This is a genomic window from Algoriphagus sp. oki45, from assembly GCF_036245605.1.
In the GTDB taxonomy this organism is placed as follows: Bacteria; Bacteroidota; Bacteroidia; order Cytophagales; family Cyclobacteriaceae; genus Algoriphagus.
Genome location: NZ_BTPC01000001.1, coordinates 1,870,243 through 1,892,451, shown reverse-complemented (window position 1 = coordinate 1,892,451; position 22,209 = coordinate 1,870,243). Strand labels below are relative to the sequence as shown.

Here is a 22,209-nt window from a genome sequence, read left to right as displayed (position 1 = left end):
AATTATTGCCGATTAGCCAGCATGAATCTTTCTCTAATTACCTCTTTTCTCCTGCCGCTATTCTTTTATTGGAATCAGGTTCAGTACAGTGAACTGGTAGGTACTTGGCAACTGACGTATTTTGAAGGGATCGAAAAGATTGTCCATTCTCCTGAATACCAGAATGCTACTCCGATGCAGCGTGCTAATATGGATGCTAGGATCAAGTTTAGGCTTGAAAACACGGTGTATCAGTTTGAAGAAAAAGATGTACTCAAGTACATTGATTTTGTCAATCAGACGGTAGTACAGAAGAAAGCCAAAATCGAACTCAGGGATGAAAACATGCTGATCATTCATGATGAAGATGAGGACCGGCTTGCTAAAATTGTTGAGTTTAGTCCAAAGAAAATGGTTCTGTTGCCGATCAGCGCCACTTCCAAATCTGGGAAATTGGTCTTTGAACGTATCAAATAGAAAATTCAATCACCCCTATATAAACCAAAACCTCCGGAAATTCTTTGGAGGTTTTTTTATTGATGTCATGGTGCAGATATTAATCAAATTCCCAAATCCAATTGATTCTTGAGCAGCTGAAAGCTTCTGCGATGCCATATCGTGGGACCGAATTTTTCGATTCCCTCCCGGTGAGCTTGAGTCGGATATCCTGCATTTCTCTCCCAGGCAAAATGAGGAAACTCCTCCGCTAGCCCTTCCATCAGCTTATCCCGGTACACTTTCGCCAAGATGGATGCTGCTGCAATGGATGCAAATTTACCATCCCCCTTGATGACACAGGTGTAGGGAAGCTTCAGGTCAGATCTCCAGCGATTCCCATCGATCAGTAAATGTTCTGGCTGAACCGATAGTTGAAGTACTGCTCTTTTCATGGCCAAAAAAGAGGCATTCAGAATATTGATCTGATCGATTTCCTCTACACTTGCCTCAGCGATAGCCCACGCCAAAGATTTATCCTTGATCTCCTCGATTAGTTCTTCCCTGTTGGATTTGCTTAGCTTCTTGGAATCATTGATCCAAGGGTTGGAGTAATCTGCCGGAAGAATCACCGCAGCGGCTACCACAGGGCCTGCCAAACATCCTCTGCCTACTTCATCACAGCCTGCTTCCAGTCGATTAGCTTCTAAATAGGGGAGTAGTGGAGACACTTTGGTGAACTTTGCTGGGTTTGTGGATTTTGTGAATCATCTCGGCGACCAAGGCAGTCCAACCCGTCTGATGGGAAGCACCCAAGCCACGACCGCTGTCTCCATGAAAATACTCATAAAAGAGAATGTAGTCTTTGAAATGCGGATCTTCCTGAAACTTTTTATTGCCCCCAAATACAGGTCTATTGCCTTTTTGATCTTTGGTAAAAAGACGGATGCATCGATAGGAAAGCTCCTTGGCGATGAGGTCAATGGTCAGAAAGTTACCCGATCCGGTGGGGTATTCTATGGAGAAATCTCCCCCATAGTAAAAGTCAAACTTCTTCAGCGACTCGATGATCAGGTAATTGATCGGAAACCAGATGGGCCCTCTCCAGTTGGAATTGCCACCAAACATTCGGGTGGTGGATTCTCCCGGGGTATATTCGATGGAGAGCACATCCCCGTTGATTTTCATCGTGTAGGGATTTTTCTCATGGAATTTTGATAGCGATCGTATTCCAAACTCGCTGAGGAATTCGTCGGAGTCCAGCATTCGGTAAAGTACGCTTTTCATCCGATGGCCTCGCAAGAGTGAAAAAAGCCTTCGCTTATCGTAGCCCGGTTGGATCCAGCTCGATACCAAGGCTGCTAATTTGGGCTTTTCACTGAGGAAAAAGTCCAATCTCTTTTTGAACTCCGGCAAGTTGTCGAATAAATCCTCCCGGATGGGCTCGACAGCAAATAAGGGGATAAGACCCACAATCGACCTTACTTTAAGCTTTTTGGGCTCTTTTCCCTGATAGTGGAAGACATCATAGAAAAAATTGTCCTCATCATCCCATAAGGAGATGTGTTCGGAGGAAATGTTATTCATCGCTCCTGCGATATACAGGAAATGCTCGAGAAACTTGGTCGCACTGAACTGATATACTTTGTTGAATTCGCAGAGATCAAGAGCGATTCTCAGCATATTCAGGGAAAACATAGCCATCCAGCTCGTGCCGTCTGCTTGCTCAAGTTTTCCTTGATAGTATTGGGCATGGTTGCGGTCAAACAGGGAAATGTTGTCCAGTCCCAGGAAGCCCCCTTCAAAGATATTATTGCCTTCGCTGTCTTTTCGGTTGACCCACCAAGTGAAATTGAGCATCAGCTTGTGCATAGCCCGCTCCAAAAACTCCTGATCCCCTTGGCCGTTATTCATCTTTTTGTCAATCTGATAGACTCGCTGTACTGCATAGGCATGGACAGGAGGGTTGACATCTGAGAAGTTCCACTCATAAGCAGGAATCTGTCCGTTGGGGTGCATATACCACTCGTTGAGCAGAAGCAAGAGCTGGTTTTTGGCAAATTCAGGGTCGATTCTTGCAATGGGAATGCAATGAAAGGCCAAATCCCAAGCCGCATACCAAGGGTACTCCCACTTATCGGGCATGGAGATGATATCGTAGTTTTGTAGGTGTCTCCAGTGGTTGTTTCGTCCCTTTTTTCTCTGTGCTGGGGGCTGATATCGTCCCGGGTCTCCTTCCAGCCATCGGTTGACATCGTAGTAGTAAAACTGCTTGGACCACATCAACCCTGCAAAAGCCTGTCGTTGAATCATTCGGTGTTCAGGATCTGAAACCCGATCCTGTATCATTCCATAGAAATCTTCTGCTTCTTTTTTTCTCAAGTCAAGGGTTTGCTCGCAGGAATCCAAAGGGTTTTCTTCGATTTGATGCTGCATTCGCATCTTTACCTGCTTTTGGCCACCTGCAGGGATAGTCAGATTGTAAATGGCTGCGGCTTTGGTTCCCTTGTTTTGTGGGTTTAAAAAAGCAGGATCTCCGGTAATCAAGTAATCGTTGATCGCGTCTTTCGGGTGTTTTTTCTCGTTGGGAATACCATACAAACGCTGCCGGTTAGTTTCATTGTCACAGAAGGCCAACTCCTGATTTCCGCAAAAAGAAAAGATGTAGTTTCCGGATTTGGGGCTAAAGGCCTTGACCGAGTGATCACTCAGTTTGCTGATATTGGGCATGAAGGGTTCATGTCCGGTAAACCAGGTTTTTCTAAACCAAATGGTGGGCATCACCCATATTTCCGCATCCTCAGGGCCCCGATTATGAATGGTGGCTATAGCTACCAGGTCTTCGACATCATTTTTTGCGTATTCGATGAAAATGTCAAAGTAGCGGTCCTCATCAAATATACCGGTGTCGATCAGCTCATATTCGGTTTTAAGCTTTCCTGCCTTTCGGTTTTCATCGATCAGCTTTTTGTAGGGAAATTCAGCCTGAGGATACTTGTACAGCATCTTCATGTAGCTATGGGAAGGAGTGGAGTCGAGGTAGTAATAGATTTCCTTCACATCCTCACCATGGTTGCCTTGATTACCAGTCAGACCGAATAGCCGCTCTTTGATGAACGGGTCTTTTCCATTCCAAAACGCCCAAGCCAAACAAAGCTTCTGCTTGTGATCTGAAATCCCCGCTATTCCCTCTTCCCCCCATCGGTAGGCTTTACTACGGGCATCGTCATGGGTCACATTTTCCCATGCGGCTCCATCGGGACTGTAATCTTCCCGCACTGTTCCCCATTGGCGTTCGGTGAGGTAAGGCCCCCATTTTTTCCAATGCTTTTTGCGTTCCTTATCTTCTTGTAATCGTATATGTTCAGCTGGCATGTAGGTTCTCCTTGAGCAAGTTTCGAAATTATCAATTTCTGGGTATTTAAGCCGAAAATGCAGGGCTGTGTTCACTTTGTACCTGATTTTTTTTCGCTCCTTTAAGAAGAAATTAGCCTTCGTTTTTAGGTTAAGGGAAAAAGCCACCCCGGAAATCGGTTTCCTGAGCATTTCCTGTTTGGGCAGAATTTTTCACCACAAAAGATTTTTTTCTTCTACACTTGTAGATTTCATTTTCTCTTCTACATTTGTAGAAAAAAAAGAGAAATTATGCTTTCCAAAGCTGAAGAAGAATTAATGAATTATCTCTGGGAGCAGAAAAAGGCTTTTCTGAAAGATCTAATCGATGCCTATCCAGAACCCAAGCCTGCTGCTACTACCGTTTCCACTTTGCTGAAGCGCATGCAGGATAAAAATTTTGTGGACTATCAGACTGAGGGTAAAGCCAGACTATATTTCCCTCTAGTTTCGAAGGAATCTTATTTTGGCAAACACCTTCAAGGCCTGATCAAGAATTTTTTCAATGATTCTCCAGCCCAGTTTGCTTCCTTTTTTGCAGCGCATACTCCCCTGACTGAGGCTCAGCTTGAGGAGCTCAAGTCTCTGATTGATGACCAACTCCACCGCAAGAAATAATGGAATATCTGCTCAAATCCGTCCTTTGCCTGCTTTTGTTGCTGCTTTTTCACCGTTTGTTTCTGCAGAAGGAGGTACTTCATCGGTTCAACCGATTCTATCTTTTGGCAGCAGTCTTAGGGTCTTTTTTTATTCCTCTGATCACTTTTGAAATAGAAAAAGAGGTACCCTTACCGCCTGTTTCTGAAGTTGTCTTTTCTGATGAAAGCTATTCCACAGATTTTCCGACTACTCCAACTTCGACTGAAATGGCCCCTGTCTCCTCCAGCCCCAAAGCTGAAATTCCCTGGACAGCCATAGCTTGGGCAGTTTATTTCTCAGGTGTTTTGATATTCCTGATTCGTTTTCTTCGAAACATTCGAATCATTCGGGACCAGATTCGGCGGAATATTCGGGTGATTTACAAGGAGGAGACGCTGGTTTTGTTGGATCGCAAGACTTCTCCCTTTTCCTTTCTGAGATATATCTTTTTTTCCAAATCGACCTATGAAAATGAAGGGATTCCCGAAGCGGTTTTTCTCCACGAGCAATGTCACGTGCGGGAAAAACACAGTTTGGATATTCTTCTCTTGGAGGTTTTGCTGATTCCATTCTGGTTTCATCCGGGCTTGCATTTCGCTCTACAATCCATTCGACTCAACCATGAATTTATCGCCGATCAGGAAGTGATCAAGCACTTTCCCGTGAGGGATTACCAATACTTATTGATTTCCATTATCTCCGGTCAGCAAGGATTTGCGCTCGGGAGTAGTTTGAATTTTCCCTTAACCAAAAAACGATTTGCCATGATGAAGAAGACTTCAAAACCCGGAATTCAAGTCCTGAAATTGGCCAGTTTGGTCGGCTTTCTTGGGATAGTGGTGATGCTTTTCGCCGAGAAAATAGCCGTAAGCGCCCCTGCTGAGCAATCGGCAGAAGTGCAAGTAACCGATGAGCCCAAATCCATTTCGATTCATCTAACTGCCGATGGGGAGCTTTTACTGAATGGAAATCCGACAAATCAAGAACAGCTCGTCCGTGAACTTTCCGATGTGGATGGTGAAAAAACCATAGTCAATCTGACTGCCGACCCCAAGTCGAAAATGGGAGACCTGGCTGATATTCAAGAATTGCTCAGAGAAAATGAGGTTCGTCGAGTAAAATACATGCAGTCGGAAAGTCAAAAAGAAACTTCCTCTTCCGAATCGGCGAGAGAACGACACTTCCGGGATGCGATTTTTCTGATCGAAAGTGTAGACATGGAATACACCCAAAAGCGATACGCTGAGCTTTCGGAAAAAGAGAAGATCGGATTACTTTTTACAGATAAACCTGTGGAAAAGAAAGGTCCTGATGCAGCATCCTTTGAGGCCTGGAAAAACAAGGCGGAGTATGCGCTGTGGATTGATGGGAAAACGGTGGATAATTCGATTTTGGCTAAGTTCCAGCCTCAGGATTTCGATTGGTTTTTTCAATCCGGAGTCAAAGCCAATGCGCGTTCGGAGCGGTTTCCACAGCCTTTTCAGATTCATTTATATTCACCGGAGTACTTTGAGGAAAGCTTTGGGCCAAATTCCGAGATGTTTCGACCTCGAACCAATCAGGATACGATTACTGTGACCCAGAGAAAATTGACTTCATTTAAGGATTTGTCCCGATATCCGGATCCTGTCACCGCCTACTTGCAGAAAAACGCCAGATACGAGAATCTTAAGTCGGCCGGAAACGCGGATTCCCCTCAGGTGAAGGCAGAGTTGGAAAGTTTATACCAAGAATTAAATGCCACCTACGATCAGACACCTGCCAGCAGGCAAAAGAGACTGGTAAAACCTTTGCCTCCTGATCAATCTTCCTCCCAAAAAGAATCAAAAGGAAAAGCAATGGCTCAAGTATCCTCGGACCCCAATTCGGTTTCCTTTTCGATGGTAAATGCTCCATTATACAAAAGTGAGGCCTTGAAAATGTATATCAAACTTTACGGGGAATATCAGACCAAAGCCTATGAAAACCGACTGTTTACCAAATGGACTGATCAGGAAATCATGGGTCTGGAAAAAGACTTTCAGGATTTGAGAACACGTTTTTCTCTCCTTAGTCCAATTGAAAGAACTCAGGTACAACGGGTAAATTTCCCGTTTTTTAAAACAGAAAAGAATGGAATCACTACCTACAAAAAAATAGAAGATTTGACTGAGGAAGAAAGGCGAAGTATGGCGTGTTAAGAATTCACCCAAACGCCGGATTGCCTTGCATTTCATTGGAATTAGTAGAAACTGACTGTCTTTCTCCAGCTTGTTTTATCAGTTCCCGAAAATGTTCAGGCCAGGAATCCACCCATTCCTGATACATCAAGGATGCTTCGGCATCCTTTTTTTCTGCCTTTTCCAAAAGTGCAAAATCAAAACACAGAGCTGCAATACCTGCTCCGGAGGCTTCAGCATCCAAGGCATTACAGGCCTGTTCATACTGACCTGCCACGGGAATCATTAGCACGGGTTTTTTCAAGTACATGGCTTCGCAAACAGATTCGAATCCAGCAGTACATACGAGACCACGACAGGCGGCCATATCTTCCAAAAATGTCCGGTCGTTGACCCGATGAAAGGTAAGATTGGGGAGTGGATATTCGACTTCTTGGGCATCTTTTTTATCCCAATAGGCCTTAATCTTGAGGTGAGGATATTTTCCGGCAAATTCTTTCACCTCTTCTCCATATCCCGGATTGACCATATAGGCAAGGAAAAAATCCTCTTGCCGGATCACCAAGTCTTTGATTTCTTTTCTCAGAAGCGGAGGCAGGATTCTAATCTTGTTCTTTGGGATTTTTGGTGAAAAGGAGAGGGCTAAAACCTCATCGGCACCCCATGCAGTGACTTGTGTATTCAATCGAAAAAGGAAGCGCTCCCATCGCCTTTCCGGAGCAAAAATAAATTCAGGATGTCCGGAAAGATATTGATGGCCTATCACCCAATAGGATGCCTTTGGTCGGAACAAGAGGGAATATAGGCCGCCCAAAAGATCGTAAAAATTCAAAATCACGTCCGGATTCAGATCTTTGACTTGTCGGTCAATTTGCCGGAGGCTTTTCCAAAAAACAGGAGCTTTTGCTAAGTTTTTCCGGATGGTTTTTCCCAGCAGGATTTTTTTCTCAGCTCCATCTGCTTCGAAGTTGGGACTTTCCAACAGGGTAATCGAGGCCTGAATCTCCCGGATAAAAAAATCCGGAATGCTGCGACGATGGCTTTTTCCAACCAAGACGCCGAGCAACTCATGACCTTGGTCACGAAGTATGCGGGCAAAGGCAATCGCCTGAGTCATATGCCCGCGGCCTTCGCCCTGTACGATAAAAAGAAACTTCATTACAATCTGAATGATGGTGGATTCAAATCCTCACCCGGTCTATCAAAAGCTACCCTTTTCATTGGCAAGAAGTCATTTTCAGGCAGGTCGTCTTCTTCGTTGCGTTTGGGTAGCTCAGTTGTTTGCAATTGCTTAAAGTCGATTTCATTGTAATAAATCAACTGCCAATTGCCCTCGTGATCCTCAGCCAAAGCACTCATAGTTTCGACCCAATCTCCGGAATTGAGGTAATGAATGCCGTCAATCATCCGGTTTTCCGGCTGATGAATATGCCCGCAGATGATTCCGTCACAGCCTTTGGCTCTAGCCATTTTTGCCAACTCGGTTTCGTATTGATCGATGTAGGAAACGGCTGACTTTACCTTGGACTTGACATAGCGGGAAAGGGAAAAATAAGGTAATCCCCGCTTGAACCGGTAGTGGTTGACTACTCGGTTGAGCCAAAGAAGAAAAGTGTACCCCATGTCTCCTAGGTAGGCTATCCACCGGAGATGGGTAGTGATGCTGTCAAAAACATCCCCGTGAGTGATGAAATATTTCTTGCCATTGCTCTCATAAATCAGGTCTGTTTGAATACGCAAATTACCGATCTGAAGCGGTAGAATCTGGTCAAGGAAGTCATCGTGATTTCCCCTGAGGTAATAGACTTGGGTAGAATGATTTTCCATCATTTTCAGGACTCGGTTGAAGAACCGGGTGTGTTTTCGTTTCCAGCTGCCTGATTTTTTGAGCTGCCAGCCATCAATAATGTCTCCGTTGAGGATGAGATTGTCGCATTGGTACTGTTTGAGAAAGCGGGCGATTTCTTTGGCTTTGGCTCCTTTGGTTCCGAGATGGACGTCAGAAATGACAATGGTTTTGAAGTGAGTTTTCACATTCTTGGTTTTTCCAAAACTACACTGAGCATATCAATCCAATATGTTTAGGTTGTTAAGTATTTGTTTTGATTTCCGAATATTCTTTGGCAAAAATGAATTAAAGGTTAAGGGATTGAGAAATTGGGAAGCAGTGGTGGAGTAGTTGGTGCGATTCTTTTTGTCCGGCAATTCAGAAAATATTACAAGCGGTAATGCCTATTTTTTTCTTGGTTTTTAGCTTCGCAAACAAGAAAAACAAACTCAAATGAGGAAAATTATACTAGTGATGGGCTTGATTCTGGTTTCAGTATCCGGATATGCCCAAGAGGAGAATTACTCCGGAAATTATGAGCTGGCAGCTCGATTTTCTCCGGAAAAACTGAGAAAAATGATCTTTTCGACCAGTGTAGATCCCCACTGGATGAAAAAATCCGACCGCTTTTGGTATGAATATGAAACCACAGAAGGCAAGCGCTGGTACGTGGTAGATCCTGTCCGCAAAACCAAAACAGAGCTTTTTGATCGGGATAAACTGGCCGCTGAAATCACCAAAGCAGTAAAAGATCCCTTTGATGGTCAGCACCTAAAGTTGGATGACCTGAAACTGATGGAGGATGAAAATACCATCCGATTCAAGGTAAAGTCCACCGCAGATGTCCTGAAGTCCGACTGGGCTGAAATCAAGGAAAAAAACAAAAACGCAAAGGACTCCATGGAGAAGAAAGTCCATACTTTTCTTTTCAATATCGGTTCCCAAACCTTGACGGAGATTGAAAACGAAAAAGACCCTAAGCGGCTTTCCTGGGCCAATATAGCTCCGGATTCATCCAAGGTAGTTTATGCCAAAAACTTCAACCTCTACTGGATGGACAAGGAAAACTTCCTAAAGGCAGTAAAGGATGAGAAAGATTCGACCCTTGTGGAAAATCAATTGACCACCGATGGGGAAAAAGACTACGAATACGGCTGGGATGGCCGTGGAGATGACAATGTGGAGGAAGAAAAGAAGAAAAATGACCGTAAGCGAGTGGGGGTCCTCTGGAGTACGGATTCCAAGCAGTTTATCCTCACACGAACTGACCAAAGACAAGTGAAAGATCTCTGGGTCATCCACAATACCCGGGATCCAAGACCGACTTTGGAGACTTACAAATACGCAATGCCGGGTGAAAAGGAGCAGCCCCAAACCGAACTGCTGCATTTTTCCTTTGATTCCAAAGAGCTGAAGAAATTGCCGATTTCCACTTTCAAGGATCAAACCGTAAGCCTTTGGTCAACTACACCTCCTGCCAATACTAGAGATGATGATTTCCGTCCGGCTACTTGGTTGGGAGATCTGGATGAGTTCTATTTTGCCATCACCAGTAGAGACCTGAAGCGGGTGGATGTGGTTCGTTGGAACCTTGCTACCGGTCAAAAAGAAGTGGTCATCGAGGAAAGAAGCAATACCTATATCGATTTTGAAAAGATTGAAATCCTGGGAAATGAGCTGGTTTGGTGGTCTGAGAGAGACGGGTGGGGTCATCTTTATTTGTATGACAAGAGCGGTTCTGTGAAAAGACAATTGACCTCAGGCCCTTATCATGTGGGAGGAATAGCACGAGTAGATGCTCGAAATCGCCGAGTCTATTTTGTAGCCAATGGAAGAGAAAAAGGAGAAGACCCCTACTACGAGCACCTGTACAGTGTATCCTTGGATGGAGGAAATGTCAGCTTGTTGAATGCTGGTGATTTCAACCACAGCATCGAGATCAATGACAATGCGTCTTTCTTTGTTAGCAACTATTCCAGAGTAAATACAACGCCTGTTTCTGTACTGATGGACCGAAATGGAGTGAAAGTGATGGATTTGGAGACAGCAGACTTGAGTCAGCTTTTTGCTGCAGGCTATCAATTCCCAGAGCCATTTAAGTTTAAAGCAGACGATGGGATCACCGATTTGTATGGGGTGATGTACAAGCCGTTTGACTTCGACTCAACCCGAAAATATCCATTGGTACAATATGTCTACCCCGGTCCTCAGACTGAGGCGGTGAATAAGTCTTTTGGAAGAGGAATGGATAGAACTGACCGAATGGCACAATTTGGATTTGTAGTAGTGACTTTGGGCAATCGTGGAGGTCATCCTGCCCGATCCAAGTGGTATCACAACTATGGCTATGGAGACTTGAGAGACTATGGTTTGGCGGATAAAAAAGCAGCAGTAGATCAATTGGCAGACCGCCACTCTTTCATTGACCGCAACCGCGTGGGAATTCACGGACATTCTGGAGGTGGTTTTATGTCCACTGCGGCAATGCTTGTTTACCCGGATGTGTTCAAAGTGGCGGTTTCTTCTGCAGGGAACCATGAAAACAACATCTACAATCGCTGGTGGTCAGAAAAGCACCACGGAGTAAAAGAACTCATCACTCCGAAAGGAGACACGACTTTTGTCTATCAAATCGAGAAAAACCCGGATTTGGCAAAAAATCTAAAAGGTCACTTGATGCTTAGCACTGGAGATGTGGACAACAATGTGCACCCGGCAGGAACCATCCGAATGGCAGAAGCCCTAATCAAAGCCGGTAAGCGGTTTGAATTTGTGATTTTGCCTGGCCAAAGACACGGCTACGGAGACATGACGGAGTATTTCTTCTGGAAAATGGGAGACTACTTTGTCCGTCACCTCCTGGGAGATAATACCCCGCCTCCAGTGGATATGATTGAGATGCAGCGGGATAAGCCGAAGGATAAGTAGCGGTAGGAAGTTTGCAGTGAGTAGGTTTCGGGTATTTATCTGTGGGAATCTGTGCCATCTGTGAGCCTAAAAAGCTGGTTAAAAAAAAGAAAAGCCCGATTTCATAACGAAGTCGGGCATTTTTGTGCTTATGGGCGAAGTGGACTTAGTCGTATTCCTTGATCAGAATCGTATAATTTACCGAGTTGTCAAAGGTTTTGATAGGCATTCGGCTTTGAGGATCGGGTAATTGATACGTAGGTATTCCCACTCTGAATTTAGGGTTGGGAGTTAAGTCGATCGTTCCTCCGGGGTTAAGGCTTTTGGGCAAAAATGTAAATCCACTGTCCAGAAGTATCCTTCCTTCCTGAGAGGAATCGGTCTTGAATTCAGGGTTGAATTTCCAATTGTACAAAATGGTGTCCTTTTGGGAATTACTGAGTGTATCGATTTTTTCCTGAGCTTGAGTCCATGCGAGGGTTCCCAAAAACAAGGTTAAAAAACATCCGATGGTTTTCATAGCTGGATGGTTGGATTGTCAAACTCAATTTACGAAATGAATTTAGTTAAGTTATAGTTTTTTAAAAATAATAGATTTGAAAATCGATTTTTCAAGGTTCGATTTGCAATTCTGAAGTTATCCTGTTTGGTTGTTTCCTTATTGATCCAGAGGTGCCAAAGAAATTTTCCTTCATTTTTTCTGTGACTTCTGCATCTCTAGGAGGTAAGGTATCAAATAACCAGTCCCAAAGAATAGTACTGAAGCTATATCCACAATAAGGATATCGGGTATGATGTAGGATATGAGCTTTTTGGATTTTTGGCAGGAAATATCTTCCTATCGGAAGATGAAGGAGATAGTGTAAATAATTGTAAATCAAGAATCCGATAATAAACCCGGCTAAAATGGTGAAGGAGTTCTGGAGCTTGAATGCGATAATGAATACTCCAATACCCAAAATCAGTACACTCAGCCGATGAATGGGTTTTACCTTGAGTTCATGTGGATGCTGATGATGGTGCTGGTGATTTAAGATGTCTGATTTGCCTCCCGGGACGATCAATTCATGCATCAAAAAGCGGTGAATGGAATACTCCACAAAGGTCCACATCAACCAGCCTGCTGAAAGAAGGAGGACAAATGAAAGGGTAGTGTTTTCTAAATAAAATCCAAGGAAAAGGAAAGAGGTCAAAATCAGACTGGCTTTCAAAAAGCATTTTCCAAGGTCGGCGGATGAGGTTTCAATTCGATTTTTCATGGCGTGATAAGTTTGATTGAAAGTATTTTCAATCGTTCTAATTCGCCGATGTCATTTCGCCTGAGAGATATTTTTGATTAGATTAGATTGAGCATAGAAAAAAATAGGGGAGTTAGAATTATTGATTTTCACTAATGAATCATTCCCTTTTTTTCCCTTTAGCAATCAGGACTAAATTAGGAAAGGGAAAATTTGATTTTTCCACTTTTGAGAAGCAGGACTGGGTAGTGAATAAAAAATGAATTGAATTTTCAGGTCTCTTATTTCCAGTGAAAATCCACTGTTTTATTCCTCACTGTTTTTTTCAATCAATCCCAAAATGGATTCCAGCTTTTCCAAAAGAGGAAGGTAGTGAGCCTCTTCCGTGGCCTGAGTAGTAAGGATGAAAGTCAGGAGTCGATTTTCGAAGGACACGGACTCCAAAATCTTCAGATTACTTCCGGAAAAATCCCCGTTTGGAATCTCCAACGCCTGAGTTACTTCTGCGTCTTCAAAGACTTTGCGTATGCTGTAGCCTTCTTGATCAAAAATACTGACTACATTTTCCCGCTGAAGGCTCAGTTCCAATTCCTGTTTCTGGATATCCTCCAAGGTGGCCAACCAATCCGTCAAGGCCTTTCTCAAGTCCGGGTTGGAAAGATCTTTTAGGCTTCCAGAACTGACCATTTCTATCAATAGAGAGTTGTTTGGACTGAATGAAATCTCAAATGCTAAGGCTTCAAATACCCATTGGGAAAACTGCTTTTCATCCATATTTGGGTCTTTGGGGTCTGCCTGAATGATCTTCTTGGCACTTTCGAGATTGTTTCGGTTGACTTTGATCAGCTCTTGGAGTTTTGCCCGACTGATCTGAAAATCCTCTTTTAATCCTACCAGGTATACCTGTTCCTTGACCTGATTTTGTCGCTTGAGGTTATTGTTGTTGATAGCTAAGGCAATCATAATTCCGATTACCAACAGGAATACTTCGCCTAAAGCATAGAGAAGATATTTTTGGATTTTTCCCTTGGCAAGGATCTCTTTTCTGAATTTTCGGAATAATCTACTCATAAAAATCAGTCGGTTCTGGATGACTAACCTAAGGCATTCCGCTAAAAAAGCCTGAGAATAATGGGATTTTTGTCAAGGAGTGTCTCCCTCCCAAACCCTTTTCTCTTCCCGGATTTCTGCTTCAAGAACTGAATTCACATCTCCTTTGGCTCCTTGGAGTAAATATACTGTGGTGCCGGATTCTCGGGCCAAAGAATGAGAAATCCGTCCGATCTCGGTGTAAGAATCGAAAAACTCCTTTTCTCTCTCAGTCAATGGCTCCTCCGCCACTCGAACCAAAATCAAGTGACGAACCGGCTCCTCCAGATCAAACCAATACAGGTAATCTGCATTCATAGTGAAGGCTTCCAAACCGGGAGTTTTGGAATAAAAATTAATCGCTCCTGCTTCCCCATAATTTCCGCAGAGCACTAAAACTCGCCCTGGCTTCTTGATTTGGTCTACTGCTTGGTCCACCAAGCTTCCCAATTCACTCCAGCCTAGCATATCTGCAAAGTCCTGAGGAAGGGGATATTCTTTCCCATCTTCCCAGCGATTGAGGCCGAGCTTGGCATAATTTGGAGGAGAAACTAAGATCTTTTCAGGTCCAACGGTGGGATGAATTAAATTGAATGCAGGCAAAAACAGGATAATGGGCAAGGCCAAAGCAACTGGCCGGAGTTTTCTTATCCATCCGCTTTTACTCATTTTCTCCAGACTGAAAGCCGATAGGGCCAACAGACTTGGATAAAGTCCCAAGGCATAGTACCCTTTGGCCTGAAAGAATGCCAGAATCGCCAAAGTCATACCTGCAGAAAGCAAAACCCAGCGATAAGGCTTTCCCCAATCCGAAATCAAAAACCCAATAAGGGCCGGTAGGATGAGGAGAAGAGATGGGAAAATGAATAGGGCCTGTTCTGCCATAAAGCCTGTTGCACTGTTATTGACCAATTGGTATTGCTGAAGCAATCGCATGTGGGTCAGCACAGGAAAGCCGTGGGTGATTTGCCAGATCAGGTTTGGGAGAAAAAGCAAAAAAGCCACCCCCAGTCCTCCATAAAGGTGTTTGATTTTATAAATCCGGGGTTTCATCAAAAGCAACGAGAATAGGATTCCCAATCCTAGAAAAGCAATGGAATATTTGTTTAGCATTCCCAGGCCAAATGCCAGACCAAGCAAGTAGAGCCATTTCGGATTTGAATTCTGATCCCATCGAATCAAGCTGTAAAAAGCCAAAGTCCAAAATAGGATATCAGCTGCATTGGGCTGATAGAGGATATTGACCCTGATCATCGCAGAGCAAAGTAGAAAAATAGCCGATAGGCTTTGTGCAAAAAGGCCTCCTCCGATTCTTTTGACCAGATTCCAAGCCAAAACCAAAGTCAAAACCCCATACAATGCAGGAAAAAACCTCACCCAAAACTCCCCGCCTCCCAGCCCATTGATCAGCACCGAATTCCAGGAGATTAAAGGGGGCACTGAAAGGTAGCCCCAAGCCAAATGCTTGGCCTGATCCAAATGCAGAAACTCATCCCGCTGCAAATCATAATCCGGATGCACTGCCAAGTATTGCAGCGCAAACTTGGCGAGTATAAAGAATAGCAGCAGGAGGTATTCTTTTTTCATTCAGAATAAGAATTAGAGTGAAGGACTATTCTCTGAATTTATTGGAAGTTTCGGCATCAACCCGATCTGATCCAAGATCACAGCTCCCTGCTCCGATCGGTCAAAACTGAATCGGATTTGATGGAGCTTTTCCAGCTGGAAATCCGGGTTTCGAGAAGCCAATTTTTCCAAATCAAACTGGAATATCTGGAATATGCTTTCCGTCTCATCCTTTTTGTCCAGAAACTGGATTTTCATCACCCGAGACTGAATTAAGCGCTGCAAGGGAGAAAATTCACTCAGGAGAAATGAAATTTGCTTTCCTTCGGTATCTACCAACTCCAAGGTAAGATCCAAAGGAGTCAAGGGCTTTTCTTCCTCTTTTTCTTCCGGCTCAGACTCTTCCTTTGGCTCAGCTTCTTCCTGATTTTCATCGTTGTTTTTTACCCACTTTCCACTGCTTTTTGGATTGGAGCTTTCGTTGGATTCAGCCAGTGAAAAAATCAACACCGAGCTAGAATCGGGACGGAAAGATTCGGGACCCAAAGTCAAGGTATAGCTGGCACGGATGGAATCCGGTAAATAGGGCTTTTGATCCCCGTCCCAATCCAAGCTATCCTTTCCAAAGTCCTCGTAATTCCAACCTAAGAAAACTGCCCGGGTTCCTTTCAACCCGTATTTGGGCATGACTTCCCCTTCTTTCCAGACACTCAGGTTTTTTCCGATTGCCTTTCCTCCTTCAGAAATGGTCAACACGTCAAAATCCTCATCAAATCGGCCCCAATACCGGCTTCTGGAGTCTTCAAATTGATTAAGGTAAATTGTCTCTGGGAGCCAATTTCGGGCTTTTCTGGAATCCATAAAGAGGGGGAGGTACTCGTACTTTTGGTTGAGCGTAGCTTCCAAAAAGGCGGAGATATACACTTGGGCGATGGTTTCCTGCTCTTTGGCATCCATCAATTGTCCTCGGTTGAGTACACCGGAAAAAGTTGCCAGCATGTCATTGTCTCCCCAGCTGGAATTAAACTGCCCGTGGTTGGCATTGGCGACATACAGCCCTGCTTTGAATCGGTAAACTGAATCGGAAAAAGTAATTCGTTCAAACTGCTTGGCTCCGTCAAAGGACTCTACATCCTGATCCTGAGCTCCATGGATGGTAAAGTAGCTGACGTTCGAAAATTTGGTCAGACTTCCCCCGGGCTTGTATTGCCCATCCACCGGAGCGATGGCGATGACCGATTGAATGCCAAAATGATAGCCCAAAGGTATACTTGCATCATCCGGGTAGTAATCCAGCTGATTCAGCATGGCTGCATGACCGACCGCCTCGCCTCCCCGTGAGTGTCCGATAAGCGCAAGCCTATCCATGTTTACTTGTCCAAAAAGTTCATGAGAGGAATCTTCATTCCAGGTTTTCCATTGCCTGAGGTGTTCCAAAAGCATCCAGCCCCTTGCATCATTTTCTTTTTCCAAGCCTCCAAAAATATCTGACCAGGATCCATTCAAGAAGTTTTCGTCGACTGAAACCAAAATAAAGCCCCTTGAGGCCAATAATTCACCCAAGTATTCATACCCCGGATCGGAATAGTCCTGCATGGGATGATTGCCATGGACGATCAAGACCAAAGGAAAAGGACCTTTCCCCTTAGGTTTCCATACTCTCCCGTTAATCGGGAGTTCACGAAAGTCAATCCCCCAGGAAAATGTCCTGTATTTTCCGGAAAGACCATCCCATTCATCCAGAAATGCGGTTCCATCTACCGATGCCGTTTGGTATTTCACTTCCTCCGAAAATTCTTTCCGGCGTTTGTCTTTTCCAGAGCCATAGGTAAAAAACTCCACCTCAAAGGTTCCCGGACTAGCTGGAGAGTCAAATGTAAGAGGAGAGATTTTTTCCTTGGAAAGACTAGCCGCATTAATCGATGGAGGCATGTCCAATCCTCTTATTCCCAAAAAATAGAAAAATGAACCTATTCCCGCCAGTCCCAGTACCAAGCCCAAGAGGGCCGCAGACTTTTTTGGAGATGTCATTTTTTTGAAGTGGCCAGGTTTAAAAATTGTCAACCCTGCTCCCAAAAGTGACAAAACTAGGATTAGAAAAAGGCTAATCCTGAAATCACCAAACCGTACTTGAAGCAACAGTGGAAGGGCAATAAATAGAGTGATTTTGTAGGCTTTTGGAATCTCATGGATCTTTTTTATCAACCAACTGGATAAATAACTGGCGAGAACTGCGGCCAAAACCACTAAGACCCCAAGGACCAAAATCCATCGGTCATTGAAGTTGATGGACATTCCAATAAGCTCAATGGTAAAAAAGAAAGTAGAACCCACCAGAAGTCCAATCGAAGCCCCTTTAATGGAGCGTTTTCCGGGTTTGACTTTTTTAAGTTGAAGGCCGATCCAAGATTTTAGATGGAGCGAAAGCGATTTTAAATTCATGAAAAAAGAGATGTTTTTTCTGAATTTATAGAAAAAACCACAAAGCCTCCTCTAGTGATTCCTTTTCATAGTAAAAGCCAAAGGTTAAACAAGTAGTTTTTGCCTTTCTGCAAAATCAAGTTTTTTGAATTTCAAATAAGAAAGAATTGAAAGGAAAAGTAAAATTCCAACCACCCAAAAAACCCAATCGGGAACAGGTACAGGATCTCCTTTGGCATAGGAATGAAGTCCGGAGAGGTAATAATTTACCCCAAATGAGGTCATGACAATGGAGGAAAATCCCCAAAGACTGGCGAGATTAAACACCAAAGCGGAGCGGGTGGCGGGGATAAGTCGGAGGTGTAGAATGACTGCGTAAACCAAGACAGAGATTAAAGCCCAAGTTTCTTTGGGATCCCAAGCCCAATATCTTCCCCAGCTTTCATTGGCCCAAACACCTCCTAAGAAGGTACCAATTGTCAGCAAAAAAAGACCAATGGTCAGAGAAAGTTCATTGACCGCAATCAGTTCTTTTTGGGCTCTCCACCAAGAACTAGTCGGCTGGGACGGCTTGGTGATCAGTAAAAAGAGACTCATGAGTCCTAGGATGGCAGACAAAGCCAAAGGAGCATAGCTACTGACGATGATGGCCACGTGGATCTTTAACCAATAGGAATTCAATACCGGCATTAAGTTGGTGATCTCCGGATTTAACCAATCCAAAAAGCTGACAAACAGGAGGGTTCCAGAAAATAACAAGGCCAAAGGAATCGTAAATTTGGACTTTGAGGAGAAAGCCAATCCAAAAAGTAAAATTCCCCAAGCTACAAATACCAGCATTTCGAATCCGTCACTCCAGGGGGGATGTTTGGCAATAAACCATCGTAAGGACAGATGAAATGTAAATACCATCCATCCTAGCCAAGCCAAAGCACTTCCAATTTTCCAAGTAATTTTTAGCCCTTTGTTTTCCTTAAAAAGCCCAAGAATTCCTAGAATCAGCATCACCAATCCCAGCATCCAAAAAACACCGAAAAGCCTGTTCCCCAGATTGAGCTTGGTGTACAATATTTCCGCATCAATCGCCAATTGATCTGGATACACTTCCTCTCCGGCCTTTCTTTGGTAAAGGTCTATGTACCCCAAGGTGGAATCGGCTTGGCTCCAATTCCCGCTTTCAATTCCCTGAAGGAGTGATTGCAGATACAAGGGCCCGATGTTTTTGACAAAAATGCCGTCTTCCTCTTCAAACCCTTCTGTAAACTGTTGGCCTGTAAACCAGGTGTTGTTGTCATCCAATCGGTTGGGATAAATTTTCAAAAAGTCTCCAACCAAAACCCCATAGAAAATATTGAAACGTTCATCGACTTTTAGGACCTCATTATGTCCTTCAGATCGTTGGGAAGGTTTTAATAGGTTGACCTCTTCCACTAATTGGGCCAATTTATATTCACCTTCCTCCGTGATAAAGTCTGAAAAACTGAGAAAAGGAGAAGGTTCTCTGCCTAATGTCTCGAAGATTTCTTGGGATTTTTTTTCATCTACTTTCAGGATAGGTAGCTTGGTCCAAGATTCCGGATCGAGTTGCGCTGCCAATAAAAACTGCTCGGCATTGAACTTGTATTTTCCAGAAGGGAGGTCCAATTCCATCCGAGATTTTCCGTAGATTTTCCTTAGAATTTCCTGAGCCAGTGTATTTAATGGCTTCATCCTTCCATCCAAATCCTGCACTATCAAACGGCCATAGGCTTTGGCTTTTTCTTCAGGTACAATCCAAACCCGGGTAGAATCTTGGGCCAAGATATTTGCCTGAAATCCTAAAAACAGGAGGAGGATAGTAGCTGCTCTATTTAGGTTACCCAGCTTTGAAAGGATCATCCGGAAGCGACTTCCCCGAGCAAATAAAGTCCAAAGCATTCCCAAACTTAAAAGCGTATAGCCCAAATAGGTCAAGTAAGTCCCTGGTCTGTCTTGATTGATGGACAATACGGTACCTCGCTCATCTGAGTCATAGGAAGATTGGTAAAATCGAAACCCACGATAATCCAACACATTATTCATGAAAATCCGAAAAGGCCAAGGGTTTTCTTCTCCATCTTGTACCATGACCTCACTCGCATAGCTGGATGGGCTACTTGATCCCGGGTATCGCTCTAGCTGGAAGTCGTTGAGGTAAAGTGCGAAAGGAAGTGATTCGGCTTTTGGTCCATAGGTAAATCGATAGGTTTTTCCTTCCAGAGAGAAGTCGATCCACTCTGGATTCCGATTTACCTTATGAAAATAGCCAGTTTGAAGAAGGTTCTCTGAATCATCCCAAACTGAAATTTTAACGCCATCCAAGAGATCTTTGCCGAGTTTTTCATCCGGTTCGGCAACAAGAATTTTTTGGACATTTTCCTGGATAGATCTGACTACCATGGCTCCCTCTTCCCATTGGTAAAGCGTCCGGAGTTTAAGTGGGGAGGCTGTTAATGAATCTAATACGCCGATTTCCTGCGTGGCCATGTCCATTAATTGAAGAGGAAATGCGGTCTGGATTTGCCAAAGTGAATCCACTTTTACCAGTTGAATGGCTGCTGCTGGATTAGCGGCTGTACTGATCAGCCATTCTCCAAGTTGGAGGTTTTGGCCTTTTTTAAGGACTAAATCTTGTCGGTTTCCATTTTGCAGGACCGAGAGTTCAATCAGCGTTTCTTCTCCAGGACCAAATTCTTGTTTGGCCCCTTGGATGTATTCTTCAACTTTGATTACCAGCTTTTTTCCGGCAAGCTGGAATGGAATCGACTCTGGCTGGAAGACCTTAGGAATATATTCTTTGGCGATGAGATGGGTACTTCCCTCTGAATTCGCCACCTGAAGGTAGTTTTCAGCCGAATAATAAGTGCTTTGAGACTGACCTTCCCGAATATGAATTACTCCTTCTTTACTGAAATACCTTGTAACTCCTGCGCCAAAGATGATCACCACAAAGGCTAGATGAAAAAGGCCAATTGCGAATTTTTCCTTGGATAGAAGTCTATACTTTTTCACATGGGCTAGAAAATTAATGGCCAACCAGCCCATTCCCAACTCAAACCACCAGGCTTCATAGACTAGGTTTCTGGCCACTAATGTTCCATAGTCATTTTCTAAAAATGTAGCCACTCCCATCGAAGTGGCCAAAAGAACTAAAAGGATTAAGCTGACTTTGGTGGAAAAAAGGAATTTCATGAAAGAGTTGATAAGCAGAAAGGAAATAGTTTACTGAAGAACCCCAATGAATTTGGCTTTGGAAGTGGGTCTAAATACTACCATTAAGTACGCCCAATTTTGTTGGTCTTTCAAATTTCCGCCTTGTAAACCTCTCATAGTGTCAGAAAGGAAATACCTATTGTATCCACCCTGAAGAGATACGGCCTCATGAATGATCCAACCAAAAGTAAAATCCAACTCAGATCCCAGACCCTTTTCAGAGGAAAAGGAGGTGGAAGGAAGGCCTGGTTCTGCATGGGCTGAAAAGCTGTGGAAATCGGTTTGTACCCAGAATTTCGGGTTGAATTCGTATCTGCTTCTTAGGTAAAGATCTTTAAGACCTACCGAATTTTCCCAGGTATTCCCAACAAAATACCAATCCATGTATCCGTTGTAAAGGTGATTAGTACCGTACTGCAGGGTATACGAATTGTTTTTTTCGCTGCCTGGATCACTTCCAGAGATGATTTCATAGCCTAGCGTAGCTCTCCAGCGTTTGCCATCTTCCCGATTGATCAACAATTGACTGACCTGTGCACTGGCATTGTAGGCAGAGACTTTTTTTCCGGCTACATCTTCTCCAAACTGGCTGTAGAAATATCCGCTCAAGGTGGTGTTTTTAATTGAAGTTCTCAACGTGGGAATTCCCAGAGTTTGGCGAAATCGGACTCCCTGATCGGTGATGGTTCCATTACTGTTTTTGGTGGTCCATTGTCTTCCTTCATTCCAGAAAAGTAAGGAGTAGTCTACTTTTCCAAGGCTGTTCTCAAACCGGATAAGTTGGGCTGCACGGTATTGATTGGGAATGGTGTAAATGTTTCCGTTGAGTTTTTGACCGTCTTGGTTAAATCCCCCTCCAAAGTGTAGTTTGGCTTTGTCCTTTTCGTATTTCACTAAGGCAAAATCATGAGATCGTGCTTGGAGAGCCCAGTCTAAATTCCCTAAGAATCGGAAATTGTCGTAGTTGAGTTCCTGTCTTCCCAGCTTGATTTTCCAGTTTTCTCCAAAATTCACTTCTCCCCAGGCTTCATGAACGGATAAGAAATCGTCTGAAATATTTGCTTGTGATGTACTGCCCCAAGTTCGGACATCCTGTACGCTCATGTAGAAATTGAACCGATCCAATTTGTAAGCTGCCTGTAATCTGGCTCGATGGGCGATAAACCCGGCTGGATCCAGGCCTTCTTGGATGGGTTTGTTGTAGCCATTTCTGAATTCACTTCTAACCAGAATCTGACCATCTACTGTAAATTGGGCAAAAGATTTCAAGGGGATTAGCATGACCATGGCCGCTAATCCAAGGATTAGTTTGTAGGATTTCATA

The 22,209-nt window shown here is 43.8% G+C and carries 15 protein-coding genes; 4 read left to right on the top strand and 11 right to left on the bottom strand.

Annotation, left to right across the window (positions count from 1 at the left end):
• Positions 1-21: 21 nt before the first annotated feature.
• Positions 22-456, top strand: coding sequence for a hypothetical protein (locus AAA942_RS08215; protein WP_338219756.1), 435 nt, complete (start codon positions 22-24; stop codon positions 454-456).
• A gap of 83 nt (positions 457-539) precedes the next feature.
• On the opposite strand, the gene AAA942_RS08210 is transcribed toward AAA942_RS08215, so the two are convergent.
• Positions 540-1,145: a ribonuclease HII gene (locus AAA942_RS08210; RefSeq protein WP_338219755.1), complete on the bottom strand. Its 606-nt coding sequence runs from the start codon at positions 1,143-1,145 to the stop codon at positions 540-542.
• Positions 1,114-3,789: an MGH1-like glycoside hydrolase domain-containing protein gene (locus tag AAA942_RS08205; protein ID WP_338220035.1), complete on the bottom strand. Its 2,676-nt coding sequence runs from the start codon at positions 3,787-3,789 to the stop codon at positions 1,114-1,116. The genes AAA942_RS08210 and AAA942_RS08205 overlap by 32 nt, the downstream gene beginning before the upstream one ends.
• A gap of 270 nt (positions 3,790-4,059) precedes the next feature.
• Between AAA942_RS08205 and AAA942_RS08200 the strand changes: the two genes are divergently transcribed.
• Both AAA942_RS08200 and AAA942_RS08195 read left to right on the top strand, forming a co-directional pair.
• Positions 4,060-4,425 carry a BlaI/MecI/CopY family transcriptional regulator gene (locus AAA942_RS08200; RefSeq protein WP_338219754.1) on the top strand — a complete coding sequence of 122 codons (366 nt, stop codon included), beginning with the start codon at positions 4,060-4,062 and terminating at the stop codon, positions 4,423-4,425.
• Positions 4,425-6,626: a M56 family metallopeptidase gene (locus AAA942_RS08195; protein WP_338219753.1), complete on the top strand. Its 2,202-nt coding sequence runs from the start codon at positions 4,425-4,427 to the stop codon at positions 6,624-6,626. The genes AAA942_RS08200 and AAA942_RS08195 overlap by 1 nt, the downstream gene beginning before the upstream one ends.
• A gap of 4 nt (positions 6,627-6,630) precedes the next feature.
• On the opposite strand, the gene AAA942_RS08190 is transcribed toward AAA942_RS08195, so the two are convergent.
• Together AAA942_RS08190 and AAA942_RS08185 are read right to left on the bottom strand one after the other, a co-directional pair.
• A complete protein-coding gene (locus tag AAA942_RS08190; RefSeq protein ID WP_338219752.1) occupies positions 6,631-7,764 on the bottom strand; it encodes a glycosyltransferase family protein in 1,134 nt (377 codons plus the stop codon).
• Positions 7,764-8,639, bottom strand: a complete 876-nt coding sequence (locus AAA942_RS08185; protein ID WP_338219751.1) for a UDP-2,3-diacylglucosamine diphosphatase — start codon at positions 8,637-8,639, stop codon at positions 7,764-7,766. The genes AAA942_RS08190 and AAA942_RS08185 overlap by 1 nt, the downstream gene beginning before the upstream one ends.
• A 247-nt stretch (positions 8,640-8,886) precedes the next feature.
• Here AAA942_RS08185 and AAA942_RS08180 point away from each other — a divergent pair, with 247 nt between their 5' ends.
• Positions 8,887-11,361 (top strand): S9 family peptidase, encoded by a 2,475-nt coding sequence (locus tag AAA942_RS08180; protein ID WP_338219750.1) that lies wholly within the window; start codon positions 8,887-8,889, stop codon positions 11,359-11,361.
• A gap of 145 nt (positions 11,362-11,506) precedes the next feature.
• On the opposite strand, the gene AAA942_RS08175 is transcribed toward AAA942_RS08180, so the two are convergent.
• The 7 genes from AAA942_RS08175 to AAA942_RS08145 form a co-directional block, all read right to left on the bottom strand.
• On the bottom strand, positions 11,507-11,860 hold the full coding sequence (locus AAA942_RS08175; protein WP_338219749.1) for a hypothetical protein: 354 nt from the start codon (positions 11,858-11,860) through the stop codon (positions 11,507-11,509).
• 91 nt (positions 11,861-11,951) lie between these two features.
• Positions 11,952-12,599, bottom strand: coding sequence for a sterol desaturase family protein (locus AAA942_RS08170; RefSeq protein ID WP_338219748.1), 648 nt, complete (start codon positions 12,597-12,599; stop codon positions 11,952-11,954).
• Positions 12,600-12,884: 285 nt separating this feature from the next.
• The gene (locus AAA942_RS08165) at positions 12,885-13,649 is read right to left on the bottom strand and encodes a DUF6090 family protein (RefSeq protein ID WP_338219747.1); all 765 of its coding nucleotides are present in this window, start codon (positions 13,647-13,649) and stop codon (positions 12,885-12,887) included.
• A gap of 72 nt (positions 13,650-13,721) precedes the next feature.
• Positions 13,722-15,254, bottom strand: a complete 1,533-nt coding sequence (locus AAA942_RS08160; RefSeq protein WP_338219746.1) for an ArnT family glycosyltransferase — start codon at positions 15,252-15,254, stop codon at positions 13,722-13,724.
• Positions 15,255-15,266: 12 nt separating this feature from the next.
• Entirely contained in the window at positions 15,267-17,675 is a 2,409-nt protein-coding gene (locus AAA942_RS08155) for an alpha/beta hydrolase family protein (RefSeq protein WP_338219745.1), read from the bottom strand.
• An 84-nt stretch (positions 17,676-17,759) separates the two neighbouring features.
• Complete coding sequence (locus AAA942_RS08150; protein ID WP_338219744.1) at positions 17,760-20,864, bottom strand: cytochrome c biogenesis protein; 3,105 nt, start codon at positions 20,862-20,864, stop codon at positions 17,760-17,762.
• A gap of 30 nt (positions 20,865-20,894) precedes the next feature.
• Positions 20,895-22,208 carry a hypothetical protein gene (locus tag AAA942_RS08145; RefSeq protein ID WP_338219743.1) on the bottom strand — a complete coding sequence of 438 codons (1,314 nt, stop codon included), beginning with the start codon at positions 22,206-22,208 and terminating at the stop codon, positions 20,895-20,897.
• Position 22,209 lies beyond the last annotated feature (1 nt).

Excerpts from the sequence above, each read along its gene's own strand:
- AAA942_RS08215 (WP_338219756.1), top strand. The coding sequence starts at position 22 with ATGAATCTTTCTCTAATTACCTCTTTTCTCCTGCCGCTATTCTTTTAT.
- AAA942_RS08205 (WP_338220035.1), bottom strand. The coding sequence starts at position 3,789 with ATGCCAGCTGAACATATACGATTACAAGAAGATAAGGAACGCAAAAAG.
- AAA942_RS08200 (WP_338219754.1), top strand. The coding sequence starts at position 4,060 with ATGCTTTCCAAAGCTGAAGAAGAATTAATGAATTATCTCTGGGAGCAG.
- AAA942_RS08195 (WP_338219753.1), top strand. The coding sequence starts at position 4,425 with ATGGAATATCTGCTCAAATCCGTCCTTTGCCTGCTTTTGTTGCTGCTT.
- AAA942_RS08190 (WP_338219752.1), bottom strand. The coding sequence starts at position 7,764 with ATGAAGTTTCTTTTTATCGTACAGGGCGAAGGCCGCGGGCATATGACT.
- AAA942_RS08180 (WP_338219750.1), top strand. The coding sequence starts at position 8,887 with ATGAGGAAAATTATACTAGTGATGGGCTTGATTCTGGTTTCAGTATCC.
- AAA942_RS08175 (WP_338219749.1), bottom strand. The coding sequence starts at position 11,860 with ATGAAAACCATCGGATGTTTTTTAACCTTGTTTTTGGGAACCCTCGCA.
- AAA942_RS08170 (WP_338219748.1), bottom strand. The coding sequence starts at position 12,599 with ATGAAAAATCGAATTGAAACCTCATCCGCCGACCTTGGAAAATGCTTT.
- AAA942_RS08165 (WP_338219747.1), bottom strand. The coding sequence starts at position 13,649 with ATGAGTAGATTATTCCGAAAATTCAGAAAAGAGATCCTTGCCAAGGGA.
- AAA942_RS08160 (WP_338219746.1), bottom strand. The coding sequence starts at position 15,254 with ATGAAAAAAGAATACCTCCTGCTGCTATTCTTTATACTCGCCAAGTTT.
- AAA942_RS08155 (WP_338219745.1), bottom strand. The coding sequence starts at position 17,675 with ATGAATTTAAAATCGCTTTCGCTCCATCTAAAATCTTGGATCGGCCTT.
- AAA942_RS08150 (WP_338219744.1), bottom strand. The coding sequence starts at position 20,864 with ATGAAATTCCTTTTTTCCACCAAAGTCAGCTTAATCCTTTTAGTTCTT.
- AAA942_RS08145 (WP_338219743.1), bottom strand. The coding sequence starts at position 22,208 with ATGAAATCCTACAAACTAATCCTTGGATTAGCGGCCATGGTCATGCTA.